This window comes from Heyndrickxia sp. MSNUG, assembly GCF_049532715.1.
Lineage (GTDB): Bacteria > Bacillota > Bacilli > Bacillales > Cytobacillaceae > Mesobacillus.
Map to the genome: position 1 here is coordinate 2,351,504 of NZ_CP150978.1, position 23,942 is coordinate 2,375,445.

Here is a 23,942-nt window from a genome sequence, read left to right on the forward strand (position 1 = left end):
AATGACGATTACAAAGGGAGTCGATCTTGAAATAGTAGAATATCTTTACTCGGCTGAAAAAGAATGCAGAGAAGTCGTGAAGGTAACGGACCGGTACCCGGATATGAGTTTTAGCGATGCTTATTCCATCCAGGAAAAATTGATCGAGAGGCGCGAAAAGGATGGAGCTCGTAAAATTGGTCTGAAGCTTGGATTGACTAGCAAGGCTAAGCAGGACATGATGGGCGTTCATGAAGCAATATATGGTTATTTGACTGACGATATGCTTGCGCTTGAGTGGGAGCCTTTAGATTACTCAGAATTCATTCATCCAAAGGCAGAACCGGAGATTGCCTTTTTTATCGGTGAGGATCTGCAAGGGACGGAGGTGACGGCAGAAGATGTGCTCCGTGTTACTAAGTTTGTTGCACCCGCAATTGAAATCATCGACAGCCGCTACCTTAACTTTAAGTTCACACTCGCTGATGTCATTGCAGATAATTGCTCTTCTTCAAAATTTCTGATCGGCAGCAAGTGGAAGTCTACAGAGGAATTAAACTTGGGCCAGCTAGGAATGGTAATGTCGAAAAACGGACAGGTTGTGCAAACAGGTTCGAGTGCTGCGGTGCTGGGGCATCCGGCTACATCGGTAGCCTGGGCAGTCAATAAACTCGGAGAAGTCGGCAAGGGAATTAAAAAGGGAGATGTGATTCTGAGCGGTGCGGTATCCGAAGCGATTTCGTTTGAGCCACAGGATACGGTTATAGTTCAATTTGCCGAGCTTGGCAGCGTTTCTTTTTCCTGTAAATCTAGCACTTAGTTTTGATAACTAAGTGCTTTCTTTTAAGTTTAAAATATTCAGAATATAATGATAAAATTTACATTTCTATGTTAACCAGTTTACACTTTTACTAAAAAGAAGTGACTATAATCACAGTAGAGACAGCACAGAATATTTGTTTTTTAACAGAATGATAGCGTTTACAATTATATTTTTAAAGGGGTGCGAGAAATGAGATTAAGGAGTTTTGGGCTTACACTTTTAATTTTTGTGCTGATTTTAACGTCGGCTGCGTGTAGCAGCGGTAAAACGGACGCAAAGCCTGCTGCAGGATCTGGTGAGAAATATACCTTCAAGCTTGCGCATATTACCCCAACTGATCATATGTGGCATAAGGCTGCAGAGAAATTCAAGGAAGAGCTTGATAAGCGTTCAGGCGGAAGGATGCAGCTAGAGATTTACCCTGCGAGCCAGCTGGGTACCGAAGCAGATATGGTTCAACAGATCTCATCTGGATCTGTTGATTTTGGATTCATTACTGCTGCTTACATGAGTTCCCGTGCTCCGGCGTTCACTGCATGGTTTGCGCCATATGCTTTTAAAGATTTGGAAGAAACAAACGCTGCTCGTGATACTGAAATAGCAAAGAAGATTCTTGGTACTTTGGATAGCCAGGGTATAAAAGGTCTTGATTACGTTTTTGCCGGAAACCGTGTCATGCTTTTCAAGGATAAGGAAGTAAAGAAGCCAGAAGACATGAAGGGATTAGCTTTCCGTGTAACACCAAGCCCTCCGCTTCAGGATTTTTACAAATCAATGGGTGCATCTCCTGAATCATTACCGCTTCCTGAAGTATACGCTGCCATCCAGACAGGCGTAATCGATGGAATGGACATGGATTTAGATGCAACCATTACGAACAAGTATTATGAAGTTGCTAAATATGGCGCTGTAACGAACCACATGGTTTGGCCTGCGGTTGCGATGATGAATAAAGCGAAGTATGACAAAATGTCGGATGCTGACAAAAAGATTATTGATGAGTCAATCAAAGCGGCAGCAGATTATTCTGCAAAAACTCGAGCTTCTCAAGAAGAAGAGTTTAAGAAGACGTTGAGCGACAAGGGAATGAAAATTTACGAAATCGACCAAAAGTTATTTGAGCCATACATTAAGCAATTTGATGAAAAGTACAGCTCAACAGATCCACTCATCAAAGAATTCATGGACACATTCCGCAAGTAATTGGAGGGAAATACGTGACCTACCTTAGCAATTTGGTAGCCAGTTTCGAAAAGAAACTGGCTATTCTCCTCATGTTTGCAATGGCGGTAATCGTGACAGCTGCTGTTGTATTCCGCTACGTATTTAAAGTTCCTTTGTTTTGGGCAGGGGAAGTTTCTATATTTCTTTTGATTTACATAACGTTTATCGGCGGCAGTCTTGGCTTGAAATATAAAACACAGGCATCTGTCACACTCGTTACCGATTTGCTGCCAAGGAACATCCAAAAGGTCGTAGCCATCATCGCTCATATTTTTATGCTGCTTTTTATGGGTCTCTTGCTGTTTTATTGCTTTAAATGGATCAGTGCACCGACCGTAGCGATCCAAAGGTCGAGTGCGATCCTGCTTCCGATGTGGATTCCGTATGCGATTTTACCGATTGGACTCCTTTTTGCGGCGATTCATTTAATCAGCAATATGTTGGAGATTGCAAGTGATCATAACATGAACAATCAAGTGTCCGAGCTAGTGAAGGACGGTGAAGCCCTATGATGTTACTGGTTGTAGCAGCCTTTATCTTATTTTTAATAATGGGTATTCCGATTTCGTTGGTACTTGGTATGACGACGATTGTATATTTTTTAGTAACAGGTAATACGATGCTTCTGGATTCGACGCCACAGCGGCTTTATTCCGGTATGGAGAACTTTGGTTTGCTCGCGATTCCGCTTTTCATGCTTACTGGTGAGTTAATGAACAGTGGCGGGATTACTAATCGCCTTGTGGTATTTGCCAGGATGCTCGTCGGTCACGTTCGCGGCGGACTTGCATATGTGACGGTCATCGCGAATATGTTTCTGGCTTCCATATTGGGGTCAGCGAATGCCCAGGCTGCGATGATGAGCAAGGTCATGGTTCCTGAAATGGAGAAGGAAGGGTATGATCGGGAATTTGCGTCCGCTATTACTCTAGCTTCTTCGATTGTTGCGCCGATTATCCCGCCGAGCATGATTTTTATCATTTATGGGACACTTTCGGGAACATCCATTGGCGGTTTATTTATGGCAGGGATCGTTCCTGGAATCATTTTTGGTCTTGGGTTTATTGCATTGATTGCCTATCTAGGATACAAGAATAATTTTCCGCGCAGTGAGAGAGCGAGCTTTCCGGAGATTTGGGCTTCTTTTATCAAGGTTATGCCAGCTCTGTTAGTGCCTATCGTAATTACAGTCGGGATTTTAAGTGGAGCATTTACGGCAACGGAATCCGCAGCTGTAGCAAGTTTCATTGCTTTTATCGTAGGGCTGTTTTTCTATAAAGAGTTGAAGTGGAAACACCTTGGGAAGATACTTGTTAACACGGTGATTGGCACAGCTACAGTGACATTTCTGATTGCTATGGCCAATTTATTTGGCTGGCTGATCGCGTTTGAGCAGATTCCGCAACTGATTGCTAATTCGATGTTGTCCATATCGGACAATCCATTTGTGTTCCTGCTCTTGGTGAACTTGTTCCTATTGTTGGTAGGTACACTGCTTGACGGAATTGCAGCGTTGATCATCCTTGTTCCGGTGTTCATGCCGCTCGTGACAGGGTTCCAAATCGACCCGATTCACTTCGGCGTCATCATCTGTATCAACCTGACAATCGGCTTGCTGACACCGCCAGTCGGAACAGGACTATTTATCGTATCATCCATAGCAGAAGTAAAATTCGAAAGACTAGTAAAAGCCGTCATGCCAATGCTGATTTTAGGCATTGCCATGCTATTCGTCATCACCTACTGGGAACAAACCACACTATTCATCCCACGCTTACTAGGATTTTAACACTTCACCGCACTGGGGGTCAGACCCCCGGTGAAGCAACGCGGTGAAGCGGCGGGGGTCTGACCCCCAGTGGTGTAATGCGGTGAAGGGATGGGGTGATGGAATGCCGATTATTCAGGTTCAGGTGCTTGAAGGCCGTAGTGATGAGAAGATCAGGGAGCTGATTGCTGGAATTACGGATAGTGCTGTTCGGACTCTTGATGTTAAGCCTGAGCAGGTTAGGGTGATAGTTCAGCCAGTGTCGAAGAAGTATTGGGGCGTTGGGGGGGTTACGAAGGATATGGATACTTGAAAACTAGGTTTTAATAAATCCCAACTCTTTTAATAGAGTTGGGATTTTTTTATAGAATTTAAAGTTCACCTTGAGCAGGAAATAAAGGACATGAAATTTTCAATAGAGTGGTGTTCAGGTAGGAAACGCTCTTTGGATAAACCGTTGCTGTGTTTTGGGAAGAAATAGGATATTCCTCTTGATTTTGTTGAGTATCCTGCATGAACACTTTTAGACTCTGCAGCTATTTAACGAATTCCCGCAGTCCCCGTTGGATTCCGCAGCTCTTTTACGAAAAATAGTAAGGAACTCATTCGTTTCAAAGATTTTTTTTCGAAATCCCGCAATTACCTGTTTGGATTCCGCGACTTTTTGTCGAAATCCCGCAAGTGATCCCCTCGATTCCGCAAATTCCCCCTGTGATTCCGCAAATCGTTTTCGAAATCCCGCGAACTGGAAAAAACCCGTGTTTTTTTCCAATTTCAAAGGAGAAGCATCACGCCCCTCCTCTACAAATCAAAACTAAAGCCTCAAGTTCCAACTCTGCTGATATTATTTTGAAGTGTGCTGAAATCATAATCTTTATAGTAACTGTTTTTAACAAGAATATTTGGCCCTAAGCAAGATACAGCCGGGCAATGACAGCTCAGTTCTTTGGATAGCGCGGATTCCTGCCACTTATCAAAGGCCTCTTGAAGGTTTGTCGTTTGAATATTTCCAAGCGGGGGTGTATCTCCAAAGTCTGTGACGATTACATCGCCATTAAATATATTTACATTTAACCGTGAGCGGCCATCAGGGTCATTGCGTAATGTTACATTTTTACTGTTATAGAGGCGTTCCAGAAGAAATAAATCTTCACGATTATGACTGCAAGCATAGAATGGGAGTGTCCCGAATAACATCCATACATTTTCATCACGGACATCGAGCAGCTGATGGATGGCTGACCTGATTTCCTCAAGTGATAAGACTTCCAGATCGCTTGCAAAATCACTTGGGTACATAGGGTGAACCTCATGCCTTTGACAGAGCATTTCTTTAACGATTTGATTATGTATTTTTTCCAAATAAGGCAATGTGCGTTTGTTTAACATTGTTTCAGCCGAGACCATAACTCCTGCTTTGACTAGTTCTCTGCTGTTTTCTATCATTCTTTCAAAATATTTTTGCCGCTGCTTATAATCCGGTTTTTTGTCCATTCTTGCGAAACCGCCCTCGACGAAGTCATCGACCGTTCCCCAATTATGTGAAATATGTAAGACATCCAGATAGGGAATGATTAACTCATATCGAGCTAAATCCACAGTTAGATTTGAATTTATTTGAGTACGTACTCCCCGTTCATGGGCATACTTTAAAATCGGGACGACATAATCTTTTACTGATGTAAGTGAGAGCATCGGTTCTCCACCGGTAATACTCAAGGATCTTAATTTTGGAATTTCATCCAGCCTTTGCAGAAGCAATGGTAAAGGAAGGGCAGCAGGGTCCTTCGGTTGAAGCGTGTAGCCTACCGCACAATGCTCACAACGCATATTGCACAGAGTCGTGGTCGTAAATTCAATATTAGTAAGCTGAGGTTTGCCATATAGCACAATATCCATGTAGGCTTCCCAGGGGTCATATTGAGGGGTGATCTTTTTAATGGAAGACATGATTTACTCCTTAGGATCTGTATTAGAAAAACCATTCTATTATAGCCGGTTTTCGGTAATCTTCGCTATTCTCTATAAGGTATTTTAATTCAAGTTTCAATTCATAATTCAATGGTCCCATTTATTAAATAATAGGATTTCATTCAGGTAAAATTCAGAAAAATATGTTAAACTAAAATTAGTAACAGGTCATAATACCAACTTATTAATCAGTGGAATAACGCTTTAACGCATCACCTCGCCGGGGGTCTGACCCCCAGTGAGTTAATGCGTTAAATTGATGGAGGGACTATTTTGTTAACGAATCATTTGGATTTTCGACTGGAACCTAGGATTATGGAGCTTTATGAGGAGCATAAGCTGCGGGCTGAGAAGATTGATTGGGGTTATCATGAGTTTTTGCCGTGGGATAAGGGAATGGATTTTAGGAGAGTGCCATGGGATGAAAGTCAGGTCACATTGCCTGCGCCAGTGATCACAGCGATCGAAACTGCGCTTTTAACTGAGGTGAACCTTCCTTGGTTTACTTCGTACTTAGATCAGACCTTTAAGGGTTCTTTGACTGTCATCAAGGATTTTGTCCATACGTGGACAGCGGAGGAGGACCAGCATTCAAACCTGTTGGAAACCTATTTATTACTAACTAGAAATGTCGATCCTAATAGACTTCATCAATTACATAAAATGACGCTTGAAGGTGGCTGGGATCCTAACTTCCACACACCATTTGAAACGATGGTTTATACCTCGATGCAGGAGCTTGCGACAATGGTGTTTTACTATAATGTCGCCAAGGTTGCTGGTCCGCATGATAAGGATCTTTCTTCCCTTTTGAGGCGCCTTGCGAAAGATGAAACGTTGCATTATGCATTCTATCGAGATGTGATTAAATACCACCTTGAGTTAGAGCCGAATTATTGCTACTACCTGGGCAATGTTATCATGAATTTCCAAATGCCAGGAGCTGTAATGCCAGACTTCGACAATCGTATGGCGATCATTGCAAAAGAGGCAAACTACGGACCCCTTGAATATTTTGATCAGGTGCTTGATGTGATCATTGATTACTGGGATATTGCAAATTTAAGGCCAATCGCTCCAGAAGCGGAAAAAGCGAGATTGGATATCCTTAATTATCATGCAAGATTGAAGAGGGTTAGGGACAGGTTTTATAAGAATAAGTAAAAAAAAGAATCAGCGGGGAACTGCTGATTCTTTTTCTTGAGAAGAATTGATATGGTATAATAAGGTAAAATAAGAAGAAAAAACGAATAAGGGTTTGATCTTTTTTAACGGGCTAACTATTGAATATACCTTTAAACGAGTTGGCCATTAGCAGGTTCATTGATTGGTGTACTAGGTGGATTAATGCTTGGATTAAGCACTTATTTTTTCTCAGTAAAAATTAACAAAAAACAAATAGCATACTCAACAAAGAGTTATTTCAAATTCTCATAGTGCTCATTAAAAACCCTAAAAAGCCTTTCATCGCCACCGCGGTCGGGATGCAGCGCTTTAAGCAGTTTCTTGAACTCTTTTTTAAGAGCCTGCCCGCTAGAATCGGGCTTTAACCCTAACATTTCTTCATAATGAAAAGAGTTTGTACCTGATGCTTCTATCTGCGCGTTCAGCATTTTTTTCAGTGTGCGAACCTTTGATTGTTCAATATGTATACGGGTTTTTGTAAGTTCTAGTTCATCTGCTAGCTTCCGGTTTTCATATTTGGATTTCTCAAGTTGTTCATTAAGACTCTCGGTATGCTGCTGGATAATGAAATCTGTAAGATCCTTAGAAGTAATATTGTATGCTGCGTTCCGTCTTTGAGGTATTTCTGCCTTTATTTTTCCCTCTTCAATCCATCGCATGATCTCTTCTTCGCTGGCTGAAATGCCAGATAGGTTCAGTTGTTCAACAGCCATTTTTATATTCATAGATTTCACTCTCTTTTTATAAAATAAATCAGATAAATCTATCATATCATTTAATTTTTTCAGAAAAAGAACAGCCGTGTGACATTGTATTACAGCTTTAAGCCATCTCATATGGAATAGCTGAAAGCTAATTCTTTTTTCATTGCGTTTGCAATTATTTACGATGTATTGAGTGGTATATATAAAAATGGTAGGAAACAGGCTGAATTAACAGAGCATGTTATTAACTTCTATATGACAAGCAAGACGCATATAAATCTTGATTAAATGAAAAGATACTTCAATAAAATAAAGAACGCGGGATTCTCTCGCGTTCGTAATCTATCATTTTAAATTTATATTAAAAATATTCATGAGTTTTTCAGAATTCTCTTTGGACAGTTCTACATACCATCCACCATGACCCATTACTGCTATATTGCCTGGCAGGATCCATAAACGATATAATATAGATTTTGCATAAGGGTTATCAAAATAAAAAGTATAATCTGCTTCTGAGGATGGAAGTTCAACCATTTTTTCATGATAATCTTCTTTGGTAATTTTTTTGACAAAAGAAATATCTTGTCTCTTTTTTACTGTTCTGTGGTACTGCGAAACGCTTTTTCCGCTTGTTGACTCTATTTTATGAACAACAATTGGATGATAATCTTCAGACCCGTCGAAAGTATTACATCCAGCTAAGAACAGCGTAAACAAGAGAAGGAAAGAAATTGTCTTTTTCATTTTTAACCACCCGAATGTGAGATGATTCATTTTACCATATATTTGGAATTTGAAGTGATTTTATCACTAATGAGTTTCTTATTAATTTTCCTTCAGCTTCATCATAAGAAAGGAGTCGAAAAAATGAACATAAATATAAAAGAAGCTATTGAGGTGCTGGAAACAACGCCTAAAACCTTGGAGATATTTTTAACTGGTCTTTCTGCTGGATGGCTGGAATGCAACGAAGGAGAAGGCAGCTGGAATGCAACTCAAGTAATTGATCATCTCATTGTGGGAGAGAAAACGAACTGGATTCCAAGGCTAAAGTCTATTTTACAAGAAGGGGAAGAACAATTATTTCCTCCGTTTGATCGTTTTGCACATTTAACTGAAAGTTCATCAAAAACGTTGGAAGTTAAGTTCCTGGAATTTAAATCATTGAGAAGTGAAAATGTATCAACATTAAAAAATCTAATTGTGGATGACCAGCAGCTGGCAATGACAGGGTTACACCCTGAATTCGGAAAAGTAACAGCAAAGGAATTGATCTCAACCTGGGTTGTACATGATTTAACCCATATATCTCAGATTATTCGGATTATGGCTCATAGATACAGGGCAGACGTAGGACCTTGGGAAGCTTATTTAGGAGTTTTGAAGAAGTAAGCTGTTAGAAAATCGATATGGTTGTTTTGTTCGTTTCATTTAAATAAACAGATATACATCTTTATTAAATTGCATCCACTTAAAAATGTATAAACAAAACTCTACGGTCAAACCTAAAAATAAAAAGGAGATTTACCGTGAAACCATATGAAATAAAGAATCTGATTATCGATGATGAATCGAATGGTGATGAACATATTACAGCTGATTTTTCACATCAAAGCCTAAATTATAGTATCACATTTAATAAGTCCGACCTTGAATTGGTGAATGCCTGGGTCTTCAACGAAGGAAAGTCCCTTCCGGCAAATTTATCTGAAGAATTGATTGAGATGATAAGAGAAGATATAAGTGGAAAAATCTAGTCGCTGACTAGATTTTTTTTTGAGCTTAACTTGGGAAAGATTCTCAATCATAAAATTTTGCCTCAGCGTAAGACTTTTTACTCACTGTTCCTCTTCTAGTATGTAATTAAATGGCATAAATTCAAGCTGTATTCATAACTTTATTGTTACAAGTATTAAAATTTTCCCAAGTACAGTGTTGGCTGGAGGGGTGTAAATGCTCAAAAGGGTGGATTTCCGCAGAGACCTATCGACGATTGTTTACTTTGTCTTGCTCTTTGCCGGAATTGGAATGTTTTTTGGGAATGGAAGTCTTACATATTTTATTGGAATACTGCACGATTTATATCCCTTGGATGATTTCTTCGTAAAGTTGAAGGAATTAATCATGTTAGCTATTTCAGAGGGCAGCCTTGGGACAACTCGTAACTTTGAAAACTTTGAGAGTGTCGTTCAGGATTTTTTTAAAAGAAGCGTACCGATCATTGTTACTGCCTTTGTTGCTGCTATTCCTTTGGGAATGGCAAAAGGAATCTTTGATTTTCGCAATAAAAAGGGTGCCCTTGCACCAATTGGTAATGGCCTGACATCTTTGATTACTTCATTGCCAGATTTTTTCGTGATTATTGCCTTGCAATGGATTACCCTGTATAACTTCCGCTTTATTGACTGGTTTGGGAATGATCAATGGTACAACTTTATGCTTCCATCCATTTTGGTCTCCTTATATCCATTAATGTATTTTGCCAGGATCACATCTGCTGCACTTTCTAATGAAGAGGGAGAAATGTACATTCAGACGGCAAGGGCCATGGGGCTTACGGAAAAACTCGTTATAAAAAAGCATATTTTGAAAAAATGCCTTGTTTCTATCTTTCAACATATCCCTGTTGTCATGACATATGTTCTATCGAATCTGTTGATGGTTGAATGGCTGCTTGACTATAAAGGGGCTGCCTGGAGGTTTCTGTATGCGATACAGCGAATCCAAGTTCCAAAAAATAATGAATTAGGGCTGGCGGTTGAATTCTCTATGTGCTTTATGCTGATTCTTTTTGTATCTCAAGTACTCAGTACATTATGGCAGCACAAATATCAGGTTGAAAAGAAAAACCCCCTGGTCCAAATACTCACAATTTTCATTAGGTACTGTTTCATATCGGTATGTATCGTGTTCATTTTAATATGTGTTAGCATGGCTCCTCCAGAATAATCCTTTATATCATCATAAAAGAGGATATGTTTCTATAAAAAAGAGATAGGCAGGGAGGGGGAAGATTTTGAGGAGAAATCAGTCTTTGTGGTTAGGAATAAGTATGTTTAGTGTCCTATTATTTTTTGCAATTTTTGGTGATCAGCTGAGCTTTGTCGATTCTAATCCTGCTGACAGCCGTATGCGGTTTTATGAAGATGGATCTATGGCCAGAGCACCCTTTCCTCCGTCGTTGGAAGATCCTCTTGGGACCGACAATGATGGCCGTGATCTATTGAGTTTGTTGATTATTGGTACAAAGGACACATTGAGGTATATATTTTTGATTGCGATCATCCGCTATATCATCGCCATTCCGCTAGCTTTCCTGGCAGCGTCTAAAAGGGGTCTCGCCTATACCATAGTGAATGCCTGGAATTCATTATTCAGCAGTGTTCCGACAGTTTTCGCTGCGATTCTATTATTGATGCTGCCAGAACCTGTTTGGGAATTTGATGTGGACACTACATATTCTATGTATTGGGCCATTCTCCTTCTTGCTCTTATGGAGGTAGGCAGGGTAAGTATGCTTGTTTCGCATGAAATCAATGAGATTTCTGAAAAGGAATATGTAAAGGCAGGAATCATAATCGGCGTTAAACCGCTTAAAATGTTTACCTATTATTACTTCCCAAACATCATACAGAATCTGATCATAAATTTTTGCAATGATTTAGGAAGGATTACACTTTTGATTGGCCAGCTGGCTTTATTCAGCATATTCATCGCTTCCAAAATTCTCATTCTCGAGGGAGGGATGGTTGATATTTCGTCGGCTACATATGATTGGCAGGCACTTCTTGAAAAATCTCGGAGCGATGTCATCAAGGCCATATGGATTCCACTTGTACCAGCTATTGCAATAACGTACACGATTTTTACGTTTAACCTGTTGGGAGAAGGGCTTCGCAAACTATTTAATGTGTATAAAATTTCCAATGATCAAACCTATAAAGATAGATTGATACATTTAATTACGATTGGCATCTCGCCTATTAAAAAACGTAGGGCTGTGCGCTCGGGTCTTGTCAGTATTTTATTGGTTGCAGGAGGAATCGTTATATGGAGCCAATTTAATAAAAAGGAGACAGTGAAGGAAGTACCAATGGATGATCCTGCCATTAGCGAGGAAAAGCCAGTAGAATTAAGTGACACTTATGAAAAGAAGGGTGAGATCCTCGTTCCAATCACAAAATCCACAACAAAAATGGGCGGCTTATATGATGATATCAATTTTATCAAAACCACCATACCGTTAAAAAAATTCACACCTTCCCCTGTATTTGAGACAGATCAAATAAAACTAGTTTGCATGAATAGTGATACTAAATGCCGAGAGCCAGTTTTCTACTTTCCTTCCCCTATAAAAACGGAGGGTGAAGCGATGAAGGCAATAAAGGATCACCTTCCTGTCGATACCAAGGTACAATCAACCCTTGAACAAAATGGAGATAAAATTTACAACGTGTCTAGCGAGATTTTCAGCAGCAGCTATCCATTAGAATACATAGAGGGCATGAGCATAATTTTTAAATTTGATGAAAACAAATGGATTTTTGCGGCCGCAGTGAGGATAGGGCAAAAGAAGTAAGAGTAAAAGTTTAGTTTACTAAACAAACAAGCTGCTGGATAAGGATTCGGCAGCTTCATTTTGTTTTTACCAGCACTATTTTCGCAAAGCTTTTAGTTATCATGATAAAATAGACTAATTAAAGGTAAAAATAACTATTCTTGTAATTTGCTCAAATATATAGGGGGCTTTAAATGGTATGGATTATAGGAATACTATTTGTTTTGTATGTGATTTCCAGTCTATCTACCATTAAACATCAATTAAAATTGATTGCAAAACATCTTGACGTCAAAGAAAAAGAGAACGTTAAGCTGAGCAATGCAGAAATTGAAAACGAATTAGATGACGAATTTAAGAAGTGAAAACCAACTTATCAAAGTTGAGAAAGGGGAAAAGAACGTTGATAAAAGCAATTATATTTGATTTTGACGGATTAATAATCGACACAGAGACAGCCTGGTATGAGGCGTTTAAGGAATCTTTGAATTTTTATCAGGCAGAGCTGCCACTTGAGGAATTTGCCAAATGCATCGGTACAGATGACACTGTTCTGTATGAGTATTTTAGGAAGCAGCTTGGCGAAAGCTGCAATACTGAAGAAATCAAGTCAAGGGCTTATAAGATACATAAGGAGAAAATGGCTGCAGTGCAGGCGCGTGAGGGAGTTAAAGAATACCTTCAGGAGGCAAAAAGGTCTGGTTATAAAATTGCTCTTGCTTCCAGTTCCTCTCGTGAATGGGTCACCCATTTTCTAGGAGAGCTAAGCCTATTAAGCTACTTTGAAGTAATTGTCACCCGTGATGATGTTGAAAAAGTAAAGCCGGCACCGGATTTATATTTAAAAGCTTTGAATGATTTAAACATAATGGCTGGTGAAGCAATCGTTTTTGAGGATTCTTTGAATGGGCTTAATGCTGCTGTAGCTGCCGGATTAAAGTGCGTCATTGTGCCAAATCAAGTAACGGAAACCTTAAACTTTGAAAAACATGCACTTCGCTTGAAATCAATGGCAGAAAAAAGTCTGGTTGATGTCATTAGGCATATAGAGGAACAGGATAACAGCACGCTCAACAATTAAATTAATAAAAACGGCCCCTGTTCTTTCACAATTCCAGTGACTGAACAGGGGCTTATTTTATCTAATTGAACCATGCGGTAAAACGGCATGAACTCCTTTTACCCCATTAACCACTTGTGTGATTCTTAGATCAACTGCCACACTCGCAAGGGCCAAGGCTTCTGTTTTTTCAATTTGGTAGGTTTCACGTATAAATTCTGTCATTTCATTTAGGGCTTGTGCAGCTGCAAGGTTTAAGTCCTCATTGAAACCAAAGGTCACCCAGCCAGATGGAGTAAGAGCTCTCGGCATAGTGAGTTGCAGGTCATCTCTTAAGATTAAGGTAATATCGACTAAATCCATTGGGCATTCGATTGCAGTGCCGGATACTTCTCCATCTCCCTGGGCAGCATGTCCATCACCAATGGAAAAGAGTGCACCATCCACAGCGATTGGCAGAAAGAGGGTGCTTCCTCTGCCGAGTTCTTTGCAATCAATATTTCCTCCACAATAGCGGGGAGGAGAGGTAACATGGACACCTGCTTCTGCAGGAGCGACCCCCATTAATCCGATGAAAGGGTTGAGGACAACACGGAATGGCTGGTCACCAATAATAGTAGTACCAGTCATTCTGTTCGAATTTAACTCCCAGTCCAAACGTATTCTCTCCGAATCAGTTAAGCCGAGGTGGTCATTTTGCCAGCTTGACTTCCCGCCTGCCCAATTCGTTCCGTACCAGCCAGGGACAAGATCATTCAGTTTCACTTCGAGTACCATTCCCGGTTTTGCCCCATCGATTTTAATAGGACCGATCATTGGATGGCGTGGGTCTGCCTCATTTACATTAGATTTGAAAAAATCTCTCTCTTCTTCTTTGGTTTTGGAATAACCCCATTCGATATCAGGAGTTTGCATTCTGATCGTATCACCGGATTTAACGGTAATAATCGGTTCATATTCATTACTAAATGAGCCATGCAGATTTTCATTTTTTATTTCAATCTTATGTATCATCACTCTAGCTCCTTATTAATTTAGTTATAAGAATATTGTAGCACCTTTTTCGAAAGGCGAAATATAGTTTTTGTGCAGTTATTTTTGATGAAAAAAACATCCTTAATTTTAAGGATGCATGGCAAGCTGCATATTTTTTTGGATGAATCTAATCGCGTGATGCAGACTTGAGAAGGTAGAGATTCCATCCAGCCTAATTCCCAGGTTGACGATGGTTTGCGCGATTTCGGGGCGGATTCCCGTTAAAATAACACTTATTCCAACTAATTTAAGTGCTTCGATGACCTTTAACAGGTGGTTTGCCACCATTGTGTCAATGATCGGCACTCCTGACAAATCAATAACGATATGCTGTAAGTCCAGGTCCGTACCATATTGCAGTGCTTTATCCATTAGTTCCTGGGATCTTTTCGTATCGATATCACCAACAAGCGGCAGGACGCCAATTTCTTCAGTTACACGGACGATCGGTATGGAAAGTTCTAAAGCAGTTGCTTCTGCGGCATAAATTCTAGAGGCATAAGTGTTAGAATAAGATAGACTGAGCCAATATACGGCGCGGTCAACGACTGAATCAAAGCGGGAGATGATTTCATAAAAGTCAGAAAGGGAGAAGTTATAGTTAATTGCTTCATCTTTTATAATTTCACCAATTGTATTGCGATAAAACCGGACTTCTTCAATTGCCAGATCCAAAGGCAACTCCATATTTACCAGGAGATTTACCCCGTTTAATCCCCACAATCTCAGGTTTTCATAAGTTTTATCTAAATCTTCGTTGATGGAACTCGCGAATATGATTATAAGATTCTCTCGCCAATTACGCAGAGAGTCATCTATTTTAGTTGAATAACGGTTTTCGTCAGCAATAAATCTCTGGTTCGCAAGAGCTTCTTTTAAGCTATTCAATTTTGCAGATATTTCTCTAAGTGGAATTTTGATAGATGTATTCAAAATCTACCTCCTAAAAAAAGGTTTTTTATTACATATTATAATTGGAGAATATTTAAAAATAAATATTTTTAGTTAGAATTGAAAAAATTAACAAATTTTGAAATAAAGGATTGGGAAAGTTAGAGATTCTCAATGATAAAAAAGTCAGCGAGAATCCTTATTATTAGGGACAACGATAGGGATCGTTTTCTAGCATCAGTAGAAATAACATTCATACTCACTTTCTGTAAGGTTTTAAAGAGATGATGGAGGGGAGCCCAGAGTGGTTCCGTTAGTATGTAATAGTCTATTAAAAATAGGTGAATTAGAAGCGTGGATGCTTTCGAGAGGAGGGTTTTGATTTGAATTTAGAACAAATATTTAAGGCAGGGGTGGCAGGGATCATTTCGGGAGTGATCTTGGGTCTCATTCTAAAATTAGTAGAATACATGACAAACCTAAAAGTATATACATTGCTGCTGAATGTAGATTATTTCCCTGTGCTAAAAAAATTTGAGATCCCAGAGGCAGGGGAATTTGGAATTCATCTTTTTATTTCTATTATATTAGCGATTTTAGTCCAAAATTATATGCGGAAAAAAGCTTGGGGGACCAAAAGGACGAAGCATTTCACAGTCATACTAAGCATCGCAGTCGGGGTGCTCCTATACCCAACCACCATGTTATCCGAAAGAACCCCGGAAATCACCAGCACATACGCATTCCTTTTTTGGATATGCGCCCACGCCCTATACGGATGGGTCCTTGCGACGATGCTAAAGAAAACAACTTAACAAATTAAAGCATTAACGCACTGAGGGTCAGACCCCCAGTGCGTTAATGCTTTAAACCGCCGGGGGTCTGACCCCCGGCGGTTTAAAGTGGTAAAGCTGAGTTGTATTATCGTTTTTTCTTGTTTGCGAGGTCAAGTGGTTGTTTGGTTTTTACGATGGCTTCTAGGGCTACTTGTACGTGGATATTTTTTTCGTCTACGGTTGTGACGCTAGTTACTTTTGCTTTGCGGCCTTTGATTTTTAAATCCTGGCCTTCGGTTGGAATGGTTTTTAGGAGCTGTGTTAATAACTGGTTTTTGTTTTCGAAGAAATGGACTGCGAACATAGTTTTCTCCCCTATATCATTATTTTTAAAAGACAAGTAGTCTCTTTGTAATAGAATATTGATTCAGAGAGAGTTTTAGACCAAAGTTCTGAAAAAAATAGTTTGAAAAAGCGTTCATTCTATTATAGTATTTTCGGCAGTTTTCTAGTTTTAAAAGGAATGAAGAGTGTTCCTAGCGAACACAACTATTTATATATATAGCAAGCAGGAGAGCCATAAAAGCTCAGTAAAAGCTTTCACTGAGCTTATAGTGCTATTCCAGATTACTTTCCTTCATCATCTCCATATAAAATTTAATAGCGTTAAGATAGTTCTCAATGCTAATATGCTCATTCGTGCCATGCATCCTGCTCAGGTCTTCGGATGTTAGCTGTACCGGTAAAAAACGATAGGTATTTTCTGCAATCGTGTCATAATGTCTGGCATCAGAGCCTGCGAACATAAGGTAAGGTGCGATGACTGCGTCGGGATATACATTCTTGGCGCTTTGCTGAATGGATTTGAAGTGCCAGCTTTTTACGGAAGAAACGCCAGAAGCTTCATTTCCGGTGACTGTCACCTTGATATCCTGATCATCTATCGTCTTTACAATAAAATTTTTCACATCGTCTAATGAATCTCCCGGCAGGAGACGAAGATTGATGATCGCTGTTGCTTTTTCTGGGAGTGCATTGTATTGCTCTCCAGCCTGGAAAATCGTTGGGGCGATTGTTGTCCTGATTAAAGCGGCTGAAGCGGGCTGCTGTAAAAGTATTTTTTCAATGACTGGTTCAAAAATCATCTTATTGGCAAACACGTATTTCATTCCAAAGCTCATTTCTGGTGCTACAAAATCAAATAACTTCTCTCCTGCGCCTTTAAGGTCTGCAGGGAACTGTGTTTCCTCAAGCCTTGCAATCGCTCTGGCAATACTCCCGATATTCGTCTCATTTTTCGGCTGTGAAGAGTGGCCGCCGCTGCCTTCAATGGACAATTCTGCAGTTGCTGAACCTTTCTCTGATATGCCGACAACCCCGACAGGCTGGCTGACACCTGGCACCATTTTTTCTACAATTGCGCCGCCTTCATCGAGAACGTACTCGAATTTCACACCTCTTGATTCTAGCCCACTGACAATCTTGCTTGCACCTTCGTCTCCGCCAATTTCTTCATCAAAACCGAACATGAAATAAAGATCCCGTTCAGGTTTATAGTTTTCTTTCAGCAAGTTTTCTGCAGCTTCAAGAATGCCGATTACGCCAACTTTGTCATCCAGCGTGCCACGGCCCCAAATCTTCTCTTCGGCAACCCGGCCTGAAAATGGGCCATGCTCCCATTTTTTCTCGGTGCCTTCCAAAATGGGCACGACGTCATAATGGCTTGTCAGCCCAATGGGAAGCTTATTGGAATCTGTTCCTCTCCATTTAAAAACAAGGGCATACTTGTTTACCATTTCCAATTGGAGCTCTTCATGAACAAGAGGGTAGCTTTCTTTTAAAAAAGAAATGAACCGTTCAAATTCAGCATAGTCAAATTTACTTCGATCCTGGTAAGAGATCGTTTTAAAGGTAATCGCTTTGGAGAGATTTTGAATCGCATTGTCTTCATTTATTGAAGAGAGATGAGTGTTGGGAGCTGGCTGAAGGGTTTTTAACGTTAACGTGTTAAACAAAGTGATGATTAGAAATAACACAAAGAGACCACCAATTATTGAGAGGACCAACTTGACCTTTTTCATGAATGGAACACCTCTTAAACTTGAAATTTATAAAAAAACCTCTGGAATCCCAGAGGCTGCTCACTATACGATTTCAGGTGCCTGATTTTCTGCTTCTGGTTCCGGAACGAAGGCAAGGATCACCATGCCGATCACGAACAGGATCACAAGGCTGAAAACACCCATGCTCGAATTGCCTGTCAGCTGCGCCGTCAAGCCGACCATTAGCGGGCCCATGATGGAAGCAAACTTACCAAAAATGTTGTAAAAACCGAAGAACTCATTTGCGTTCGCTTTTGGAACAAGCTTTGCGAAGTAGGAGCGGCTCAATGCCTGAATGCCACCCTGTGATGTTGCGACCAGCATTGCCAGAATCCAGAAGTCGGTTGTTGTTTCTAGGAAGTAAGCATAAATACAAACGACGATGTAAATGAAAATGCCAACATAAAGCATTTTTTTGCCGGTATATTTCTCAGATAACTTTCCGAATAGAAGCGCGAACGGCCAGGCGACAACTTGTGTAGCAAATAGAATGATTAATAGATTGGTAGAGCTGATTCCTAAATCGGTGCCGTATGCAGTGGACATCGTGATAATCGTACCAACACCATCAATATAGAAGAAATAAGCTAATAAGAATAAAAATAATGCCTTGTACTTCCTGATTTCTTTGAATGTTTTTGCCAGGCGTTTAAAGCTCTGTAAAACTAATTGTGGCTCGCGCTCGATATAATGCTTCTGGTGGACATTTTTAAACATAGGGATCGAATACAGTCCCCACCAAAGTGCAGTGATGATAAATGCTGTTTGGCTTGCCAATGTCACCGAGATAGGAAGAACCTTTGTTTGAGCTAAAATAATGATAGCGATACTAATGATAAAAGGGATCGTGCTTCCGATATAGCCCATGCCATATCCGCGTGCTGATACTCTGTCCATGCGTTCATCTGTCGTAACATCGACGATAAATGCATCATAGAAAACATTGGAACCGGTCGAGCCCAGGACGGCGAGTGTATAAATGACCAGCATCATCAGCCAGTTATCGCTTGGGACAAAGGCCAGCATTGCTGTAAAGGTGACACCGAGTGTGAAAAAGATGGTAAAAAAACGTTTTTTCATTCCTTTGTAGTCGGCGATGGTACCGAGTATTGGACCAATCATCGCTAAAATGAGGGTCGCAATCGCAATCGTGTAGCCGAGATAAGCAGTCGAGTTAGACAGGTTGACACCAGCATTCGTGGCTGTTGCTTTGTAGAAGAGAGGGAATACAGCTGTCGAAATGATGATCGAATAAGCGGAACTAGCCCAGTCATAGCGGATCCAGCTGCTCTCCTCTTTCGTAAAACCTTTCATACTTTGGCCCCCAGTGAAAAATATTTTTATCAATTTACTAATCTCAAAGTTCTAGTCCGAATGACCAATTTCCTTCTTGACCTTTCGAATAACCTGGTGAAACAAACTATATATCCAAAATTCCATCAACAATGCGTCCGTCTGTATTTCCAAGGTCAAGACCTAGCAGCCGCGCAAATGTTGGGCCTTCGTCTACCAAATGCATGGAACGGACTGCAATCCCTGGACGAATTCCTTTTCCTGCTGCGAAGAAAACGGTGTGGTACCCTTCCTTGTCAGGGGAGTATCCATGGCAGGCGTACGTATATTTCTTCGTTTTTGCATCGTGTTTAGTAACTTCTTCGATGTAATTACCGTCAATTGCTTCGCTAAAATAATATCCCCGGGCAGCTTCAAGCATTCTGAATGCATTGCCATCAGCACCTTTGGCATTCGCTTCCTGGCCAGTAATGATTGTTTCTATTCCATTGCTGCTATCTTTCATCAGTTCTCCTAAAAGCTCTGTAACAGCATTTTTCACTGCATGGTCGTTTTCATTCTTCAAATAAATATAGGCCGAACCATCGCAGCTTTTACAATAAGCTTTCCAATCGGTTACCTTGCCGGCTGCACTCGTTTGGATAAGTCCTCGTTCTCTAAATAATACGTTCAATTTGATTACTTTAGACTCATCAAGTGCGCTGTGATCTCCAAGAATTGCAATGGTTGTCTGATCATAGATACCAGCCACTTTTAGTGTATCGATAATCCGGCCTAACCGTTTGTCATGACGGCGTAGTGCAGCTTTAGCTTCATATGATGAAAAACCATGCATATGCCGTTGTGAATCAAGATCAACAAAGTGAATCAGCATCAAACCTGGCTTCTTTGTCTTGATTGTTTCAACTGATGATTCAAGAACGAAATCATCAAGCTCAGGCTGTCTGAGCCCCTTGCGGAGGTGCCCAAACTTAGAATTCATTTCAAGCTGATATAATGGAGTTCCGTTAAAAAGTGAAACCGGAATCTGATGATGCCAAGGCCTATTCGCAAAAATCTCTGGCATATTGTAGTCGATATCCGCTTTCGCAGTAACTGGCCATAACAGGGCAGCTGTTTTTATTCCTGCCTTTTTGGCCTCATCGTAGAGAGTAGTCCCTTTTACATGCTTGCGGTGCCAATACCAGTCTGGGGAAGTTCTGTCTGGCTGGACGAAGGTATTGTTCACGATGCCATGCCGGTTTGGCAGATTGCCAGTAACAATTGTTGCATGGCACGGATAAGTTACTGAAGGATATATCGTATCAACTTTCGTACAATATGAACTTTTGTCGATAAAAGCCTTGAAATTCGGCAGTTTCTGAAGCGAAGGAACATCATGCTCAGAAAGGCAATCGAAAGAGATTACGATCAAATGGTCTGTAAGTTGATTCATAGCAGCCTCCAAAAAGTCGTTCTATAGTATTAATATAGCAGAAGATTCTGGAGAAATAGAGAGAATTATGAATAAATACTCATCTGAGTTGATTGATAAACTTTTATATATGACCGCCATTTATAATTAGCTGTTCAGTTTTCACCTATTGCATTTCTGGGTAAAAATAAAAGGGTACAACCTTAAGTTTGGATAGAAAATAAATGAATGGTAGAATGAAAAACTAGTTCATTAGAAAAGTGTGGTGGCAGAATGAAGGACTTACATAGAAAACATCACTGGCTAGGGAGAATTTTAGCTTCTGACCCAGGAAAAATTCGATTGCATAAAGCTGCCCGAGCAACAATCAGTCTGATTGCTTCAGTGTTTACAACCCTATTTATTTTGCGAACAGCTGGGCTTGCGCTTTTTACTCCGGCCATTGTCTCCGGTGTAGTGGGAATGCTTGGCATCATGGTTGTATTGGACGATACATATACTAAAAAGAAACTAACCACGTTACTTCTCGGAATTTCTGCCATGATCGGTATTACGTTAGGTTCTTTCTTTGCAGGGAACTCAATATACATAGATGTTCTGTTAATCCTATCTATATTTAGCAGCTTTTATTTAACCCGGTTCGGTGTCCGGTATTTTTCACTGTTCATGATTGGATTCATAACGGTCTATTTTTCATCCGTTTTGAAGTTAACAGCTGATCAGATTCCATGGTTTTTTATGGGGATTTGGATCGGTGTCGGATATGCATTTTTGATTAATTTTATCCTTTTTCAGGCAACAGCAAAAAATTTAAAAAGGGGCATTCTTTCATTTCACATCCAAAGTAATCTTACCTTTAACATTTTAATAAAAGGTATTCAGGAAAATGGCTTGAGCGAAAAAGAAAGAGAGAATCTCAGGAAGCATGTCCTCAAACTGAGGGAATATGCGATCGTCGTTTCTGGTTATATAAAAGATGAGGATATTCATGAACTCTGGCCCGGCCTGAGATCTGCAGAGCTGCGTCTATATGTATTTGACACTGGCATGCTGATTGAGACACTGGCAGATTCGATACAAAGATTGAAAAATGCAGAAGCACTTGAAATTGACGAATTAAGACGCTTGCTCGTTTGGGTGATGGAAACTCTTCGTGATGCAGAGGTCCTTGCACATGATTATCAAAATCAGAATCTGCAAGAGGCTGAACTGGCTGTACAGTCACTCAGACTGTTAATTATCGATTTATTTAATAGCGAAGAAAAGCCGGAGGGATGGCTTTTCTTAATTCGCAGGATTGAATCGATCGCTAACCATGTAATCGAAGGGGCCTTAACAATCCAACAATCGCTTCTTGGCAAAAAGGATCTTGAATTTGAAAATGAATTATCTGTAGGTTCAGTTGAAACGGAAGAAAATAATTATGAGAAGATAGATGAGGCAGCAGATCATGTGGCAGGGAAAGAATCAGATGAAAGTGTTGATAATAAAGATCAAGGCCTTAAACCGTCAACCAAAAAAGCTTATCAGGCGTTGGTTGCAAGTATATTATCGATCATTGCTGGGCAATTCCTTTCACCCGGGCAGCCTTATTGGGTCTTGCTGACAGCGTATATTGTCCTGCTTGGTACAGAATCGATTGGCCGGATTTACACAAAGGGAGTCAGGCGCTCTCTTGGTACCGTTGCTGGAGCTGTGATAGGTTTTGTCATGGCAAAAATGCTTTCTGGTCAATCCGTTCTTGAAGTCTTCATGATTTTCGTTGTAGTATTCTTAGCATTTTATTTTATTGAAACATCCTACACTTTGATGAGCGTGTTTATTACGATGATGATTGCTTTTATGTACGACCTTTTGCTTGGAGGAATCACTTTCACTCTGATGAATGCTCGAATACTGGATACTGTTGCAGGTGCTGCAATTGCCTTTGCTGTTTCGATGGTTATTTTTCCGAAGAAAACAACAACAAAAGTATCAGAAACAATCAATGATTATTTTGAAGACCTGAACCTATATGTGGCAGAGTATGTAAGGAGTTTTACAGAAGAAGTAAACGTGAAGGAACTATCTGAACGCGGCATAAATTTGGATAATAAATTAAAAACGATTATGGATGAGGCTGAAACACTTTTGCACCGTCCCGGTTCACCGAGCGATACTACTATTACCCGGTGGATAACAGTGATGTCGGCCATCAATTATTATGCAAAACATCTTGTCGCATCCTCCTATCGAAAAGGATTTGACTACCCTGAACATTTACTAGCTATTTTTAAGCAAATTGAAGAAAAACTGGAGCATAATATCGAGTTAATTATTTCACTTCTTAAAGGTGAAGAAAAGGATGATCCGATTCTTGGATTGGAAAATGAACGAGAGCAGATTGAACGGCTTGCTCCAACCAGAACACAGTCACAGCAGGACTTGATCCATCATCTTTACTATGTTTGGCGGATAAATAAATCGCTTGTGGAGTTAGGAATGGAATTAAATGAAGGGAAGAAGTAAAAATGCTTCTTCCTTTTCTTGTGCTTATACGTTAGGAGGGAATTTCCTGATAGAAAGCGAATATATTTCTCTAATAGTCTGGAATAGGAGGAAGCTTGATTGATTTTAAGTGATAAAGCATTGCAAATGGCTGCAATGGCCCATGAAGGCCAGTACCGTAAAAATACGAAAATCCCTTACATCGCGCATCCCGCTGCAGTGGGGTTGATTTTACAAAAGGCCGGTTATAAGGAGGAACTTGTCGCTGCAGGAATTTTACATGATACCGTTGAGGATACAGAGATCACGTTAGAAGATATTAAACGTGAATTTGGAAATGAAATTGCTGAAATCGTTGCAGGATGCTCAGAACCAGATAAATCATTATCATGGGAGGAGCGGAAAGAGCACACCATTGAGTATTTAAAAACAGCCCCTGAAGATATTCGAGTAGTTGCATGCGCTGATAAGCTCCATAACGTCAGATCGATTTCCCAGGATGTCGACCGAGATGGGGAGGAAGTATGGACCAGGTTCAAGCGCGGACTGGAGCAGCAGGCATGGTATTACAGGAATGTTATTGAGAGCCTCGGCGCGGAATCCACTTTTCCGCTGCTGGAGGAATTGAAGATGGAAGTGGAGCGTTTATTTCCTGAAATGTAAGAATCA

The 23,942-nt window shown here is 40.3% G+C and carries 24 protein-coding genes; 15 read left to right on the top strand and 9 right to left on the bottom strand.

Going from position 1 to position 23,942, the window contains the following annotated elements:
* Position 1 precedes the first annotated feature (1 nt).
* From AABM38_RS11715 to AABM38_RS11735, 5 genes are all read left to right on the top strand, one after another.
* Complete coding sequence (locus AABM38_RS11715; RefSeq protein ID WP_423410546.1) at positions 2-799, top strand: 2-keto-4-pentenoate hydratase; 798 nt, start codon at positions 2-4, stop codon at positions 797-799.
* A gap of 192 nt (positions 800-991) precedes the next feature.
* Positions 992-2,005, top strand: coding sequence for a TRAP transporter substrate-binding protein (locus tag AABM38_RS11720; protein WP_423410547.1), 1,014 nt, complete (start codon positions 992-994; stop codon positions 2,003-2,005).
* A gap of 14 nt (positions 2,006-2,019) precedes the next feature.
* The gene (locus tag AABM38_RS11725; RefSeq protein ID WP_423410548.1) at positions 2,020-2,538 is read left to right on the top strand and encodes a TRAP transporter small permease; all 519 of its coding nucleotides are present in this window, start codon (positions 2,020-2,022) and stop codon (positions 2,536-2,538) included.
* Positions 2,538-3,815 (top strand): TRAP transporter large permease, encoded by a 1,278-nt coding sequence (locus tag AABM38_RS11730; protein ID WP_423410718.1) that lies wholly within the window; start codon positions 2,538-2,540, stop codon positions 3,813-3,815. Before AABM38_RS11725 ends, AABM38_RS11730 begins: the two co-directional genes overlap by 1 nt.
* 103 nt (positions 3,816-3,918) lie before the next feature.
* Positions 3,919-4,107, top strand: a complete 189-nt coding sequence (locus tag AABM38_RS11735; RefSeq protein WP_423410549.1) for a 2-hydroxymuconate tautomerase family protein — start codon at positions 3,919-3,921, stop codon at positions 4,105-4,107.
* A gap of 509 nt (positions 4,108-4,616) precedes the next feature.
* Here AABM38_RS11735 and yfkAB read toward each other — a convergent pair.
* A complete protein-coding gene (gene yfkAB, locus AABM38_RS11740; RefSeq protein WP_423410550.1) occupies positions 4,617-5,744 on the bottom strand; it encodes a radical SAM/CxCxxxxC motif protein YfkAB in 1,128 nt (375 codons plus the stop codon).
* Between the two features lie 294 nt (positions 5,745-6,038).
* Between yfkAB and AABM38_RS11745 the strand changes: the two genes are divergently transcribed.
* A complete protein-coding gene (locus tag AABM38_RS11745; RefSeq protein ID WP_423410551.1) occupies positions 6,039-6,929 on the top strand; it encodes an acyl-ACP desaturase in 891 nt (296 codons plus the stop codon).
* Between the two features lie 254 nt (positions 6,930-7,183).
* Here the strand turns inward: AABM38_RS11745 and AABM38_RS11750 are convergent, their stop codons facing one another.
* Complete coding sequence (locus AABM38_RS11750; RefSeq protein ID WP_423410552.1) at positions 7,184-7,675, bottom strand: DnaJ domain-containing protein; 492 nt, start codon at positions 7,673-7,675, stop codon at positions 7,184-7,186.
* 324 nt (positions 7,676-7,999) lie between these two features.
* Entirely contained in the window at positions 8,000-8,401 is a 402-nt protein-coding gene (locus AABM38_RS11755) for a hypothetical protein (protein WP_423410553.1), read from the bottom strand.
* Between the two features lie 123 nt (positions 8,402-8,524).
* On the opposite strand from AABM38_RS11755, the gene AABM38_RS11760 reads away from it, so the two are divergent.
* The 6 genes from AABM38_RS11760 to AABM38_RS11785 all read left to right on the top strand — a co-directional run bounded on the left by AABM38_RS11760 (position 8,525) and on the right by AABM38_RS11785 (position 13,296).
* On the top strand, positions 8,525-9,049 hold the full coding sequence (locus tag AABM38_RS11760) for a DinB family protein (protein ID WP_423410554.1): 525 nt from the start codon (positions 8,525-8,527) through the stop codon (positions 9,047-9,049).
* A 137-nt stretch (positions 9,050-9,186) separates the two neighbouring features.
* Positions 9,187-9,414, top strand: a complete 228-nt coding sequence (locus tag AABM38_RS11765) for a hypothetical protein (protein ID WP_423410555.1) — start codon at positions 9,187-9,189, stop codon at positions 9,412-9,414.
* Positions 9,415-9,610: 196 nt separating this feature from the next.
* Positions 9,611-10,606 carry an ABC transporter permease subunit gene (locus AABM38_RS11770; protein ID WP_423410556.1) on the top strand — a complete coding sequence of 332 codons (996 nt, stop codon included), beginning with the start codon at positions 9,611-9,613 and terminating at the stop codon, positions 10,604-10,606.
* Between the two features lie 67 nt (positions 10,607-10,673).
* Positions 10,674-12,236, top strand: a complete 1,563-nt coding sequence (locus tag AABM38_RS11775) for an ABC transporter permease (RefSeq protein WP_423410557.1) — start codon at positions 10,674-10,676, stop codon at positions 12,234-12,236.
* Positions 12,237-12,409: 173 nt separating this feature from the next.
* A complete protein-coding gene (locus tag AABM38_RS11780; protein ID WP_423410558.1) occupies positions 12,410-12,580 on the top strand; it encodes a hypothetical protein in 171 nt (56 codons plus the stop codon).
* Between the two features lie 41 nt (positions 12,581-12,621).
* Entirely contained in the window at positions 12,622-13,296 is a 675-nt protein-coding gene (locus AABM38_RS11785; protein ID WP_423410719.1) for an HAD family hydrolase, read from the top strand.
* Positions 13,297-13,353: 57 nt separating this feature from the next.
* Here AABM38_RS11785 and AABM38_RS11790 read toward each other — a convergent pair whose 3' ends face one another.
* Together AABM38_RS11790 and AABM38_RS11795 are read right to left on the bottom strand one after the other, a co-directional pair.
* Complete coding sequence (locus AABM38_RS11790) at positions 13,354-14,289, bottom strand: acetamidase/formamidase family protein (RefSeq protein WP_423410559.1); 936 nt, start codon at positions 14,287-14,289, stop codon at positions 13,354-13,356.
* Positions 14,290-14,397: 108 nt separating this feature from the next.
* Positions 14,398-15,243, bottom strand: a complete 846-nt coding sequence (locus AABM38_RS11795; RefSeq protein ID WP_423410560.1) for an STAS domain-containing protein — start codon at positions 15,241-15,243, stop codon at positions 14,398-14,400.
* 341 nt (positions 15,244-15,584) lie between these two features.
* Here AABM38_RS11795 and AABM38_RS11800 point away from each other — a divergent pair, with 341 nt between their 5' ends.
* A complete protein-coding gene (locus AABM38_RS11800) occupies positions 15,585-16,016 on the top strand; it encodes a hypothetical protein (protein WP_423410561.1) in 432 nt (143 codons plus the stop codon).
* 106 nt (positions 16,017-16,122) lie between these two features.
* Here AABM38_RS11800 and AABM38_RS11805 read toward each other — a convergent pair whose 3' ends face one another.
* From AABM38_RS11805 to AABM38_RS11820, 4 genes are all read right to left on the bottom strand, one after another.
* The gene (locus AABM38_RS11805; protein ID WP_423410562.1) at positions 16,123-16,341 is read right to left on the bottom strand and encodes a hypothetical protein; all 219 of its coding nucleotides are present in this window, start codon (positions 16,339-16,341) and stop codon (positions 16,123-16,125) included.
* Positions 16,342-16,594: 253 nt separating this feature from the next.
* Positions 16,595-18,058 carry a M20 family peptidase gene (locus AABM38_RS11810; protein ID WP_423410563.1) on the bottom strand — a complete coding sequence of 488 codons (1,464 nt, stop codon included), beginning with the start codon at positions 18,056-18,058 and terminating at the stop codon, positions 16,595-16,597.
* Between the two features lie 63 nt (positions 18,059-18,121).
* The gene (locus AABM38_RS11815; protein WP_423410564.1) at positions 18,122-19,393 is read right to left on the bottom strand and encodes an MFS transporter; all 1,272 of its coding nucleotides are present in this window, start codon (positions 19,391-19,393) and stop codon (positions 18,122-18,124) included.
* A gap of 106 nt (positions 19,394-19,499) precedes the next feature.
* Entirely contained in the window at positions 19,500-20,807 is a 1,308-nt protein-coding gene (locus AABM38_RS11820) for an alkaline phosphatase family protein (RefSeq protein ID WP_423410565.1), read from the bottom strand.
* A gap of 252 nt (positions 20,808-21,059) precedes the next feature.
* Between AABM38_RS11820 and AABM38_RS11825 the strand changes: the two genes are divergently transcribed.
* Both AABM38_RS11825 and AABM38_RS11830 read left to right on the top strand, forming a co-directional pair.
* Positions 21,060-23,294: an FUSC family protein gene (locus AABM38_RS11825; RefSeq protein WP_423410566.1), complete on the top strand. Its 2,235-nt coding sequence runs from the start codon at positions 21,060-21,062 to the stop codon at positions 23,292-23,294.
* Between the two features lie 99 nt (positions 23,295-23,393).
* Positions 23,394-23,936 carry an HD domain-containing protein gene (locus tag AABM38_RS11830; protein ID WP_423410567.1) on the top strand — a complete coding sequence of 181 codons (543 nt, stop codon included), beginning with the start codon at positions 23,394-23,396 and terminating at the stop codon, positions 23,934-23,936.
* The last annotated feature ends 6 nt before the right edge of the window (positions 23,937-23,942 follow it).

Excerpts from the sequence above, each read along its gene's own strand:
- AABM38_RS11715 (WP_423410546.1), top strand. The coding sequence starts at position 2 with ATGACGATTACAAAGGGAGTCGATCTTGAAATAGTAGAATATCTTTAC.
- AABM38_RS11720 (WP_423410547.1), top strand. The coding sequence starts at position 992 with ATGAGATTAAGGAGTTTTGGGCTTACACTTTTAATTTTTGTGCTGATT.
- AABM38_RS11730 (WP_423410718.1), top strand. The coding sequence starts at position 2,538 with ATGTTACTGGTTGTAGCAGCCTTTATCTTATTTTTAATAATGGGTATT.
- AABM38_RS11735 (WP_423410549.1), top strand. The coding sequence starts at position 3,919 with ATGCCGATTATTCAGGTTCAGGTGCTTGAAGGCCGTAGTGATGAGAAG.
- yfkAB (WP_423410550.1), bottom strand. The coding sequence starts at position 5,744 with ATGTCTTCCATTAAAAAGATCACCCCTCAATATGACCCCTGGGAAGCC.
- AABM38_RS11750 (WP_423410552.1), bottom strand. The coding sequence starts at position 7,675 with ATGAATATAAAAATGGCTGTTGAACAACTGAACCTATCTGGCATTTCA.
- AABM38_RS11755 (WP_423410553.1), bottom strand. The coding sequence starts at position 8,401 with ATGAAAAAGACAATTTCTTTCCTTCTCTTGTTTACGCTGTTCTTAGCT.
- AABM38_RS11760 (WP_423410554.1), top strand. The coding sequence starts at position 8,525 with ATGAACATAAATATAAAAGAAGCTATTGAGGTGCTGGAAACAACGCCT.
- AABM38_RS11770 (WP_423410556.1), top strand. The coding sequence starts at position 9,611 with ATGCTCAAAAGGGTGGATTTCCGCAGAGACCTATCGACGATTGTTTAC.
- AABM38_RS11780 (WP_423410558.1), top strand. The coding sequence starts at position 12,410 with ATGGTATGGATTATAGGAATACTATTTGTTTTGTATGTGATTTCCAGT.
- AABM38_RS11790 (WP_423410559.1), bottom strand. The coding sequence starts at position 14,289 with ATGATACATAAGATTGAAATAAAAAATGAAAATCTGCATGGCTCATTT.
- AABM38_RS11805 (WP_423410562.1), bottom strand. The coding sequence starts at position 16,341 with ATGTTCGCAGTCCATTTCTTCGAAAACAAAAACCAGTTATTAACACAG.
- AABM38_RS11810 (WP_423410563.1), bottom strand. The coding sequence starts at position 18,058 with ATGAAAAAGGTCAAGTTGGTCCTCTCAATAATTGGTGGTCTCTTTGTG.
- AABM38_RS11815 (WP_423410564.1), bottom strand. The coding sequence starts at position 19,393 with ATGAAAGGTTTTACGAAAGAGGAGAGCAGCTGGATCCGCTATGACTGG.
- AABM38_RS11820 (WP_423410565.1), bottom strand. The coding sequence starts at position 20,807 with ATGAATCAACTTACAGACCATTTGATCGTAATCTCTTTCGATTGCCTT.
- AABM38_RS11825 (WP_423410566.1), top strand. The coding sequence starts at position 21,060 with ATGAAGGACTTACATAGAAAACATCACTGGCTAGGGAGAATTTTAGCT.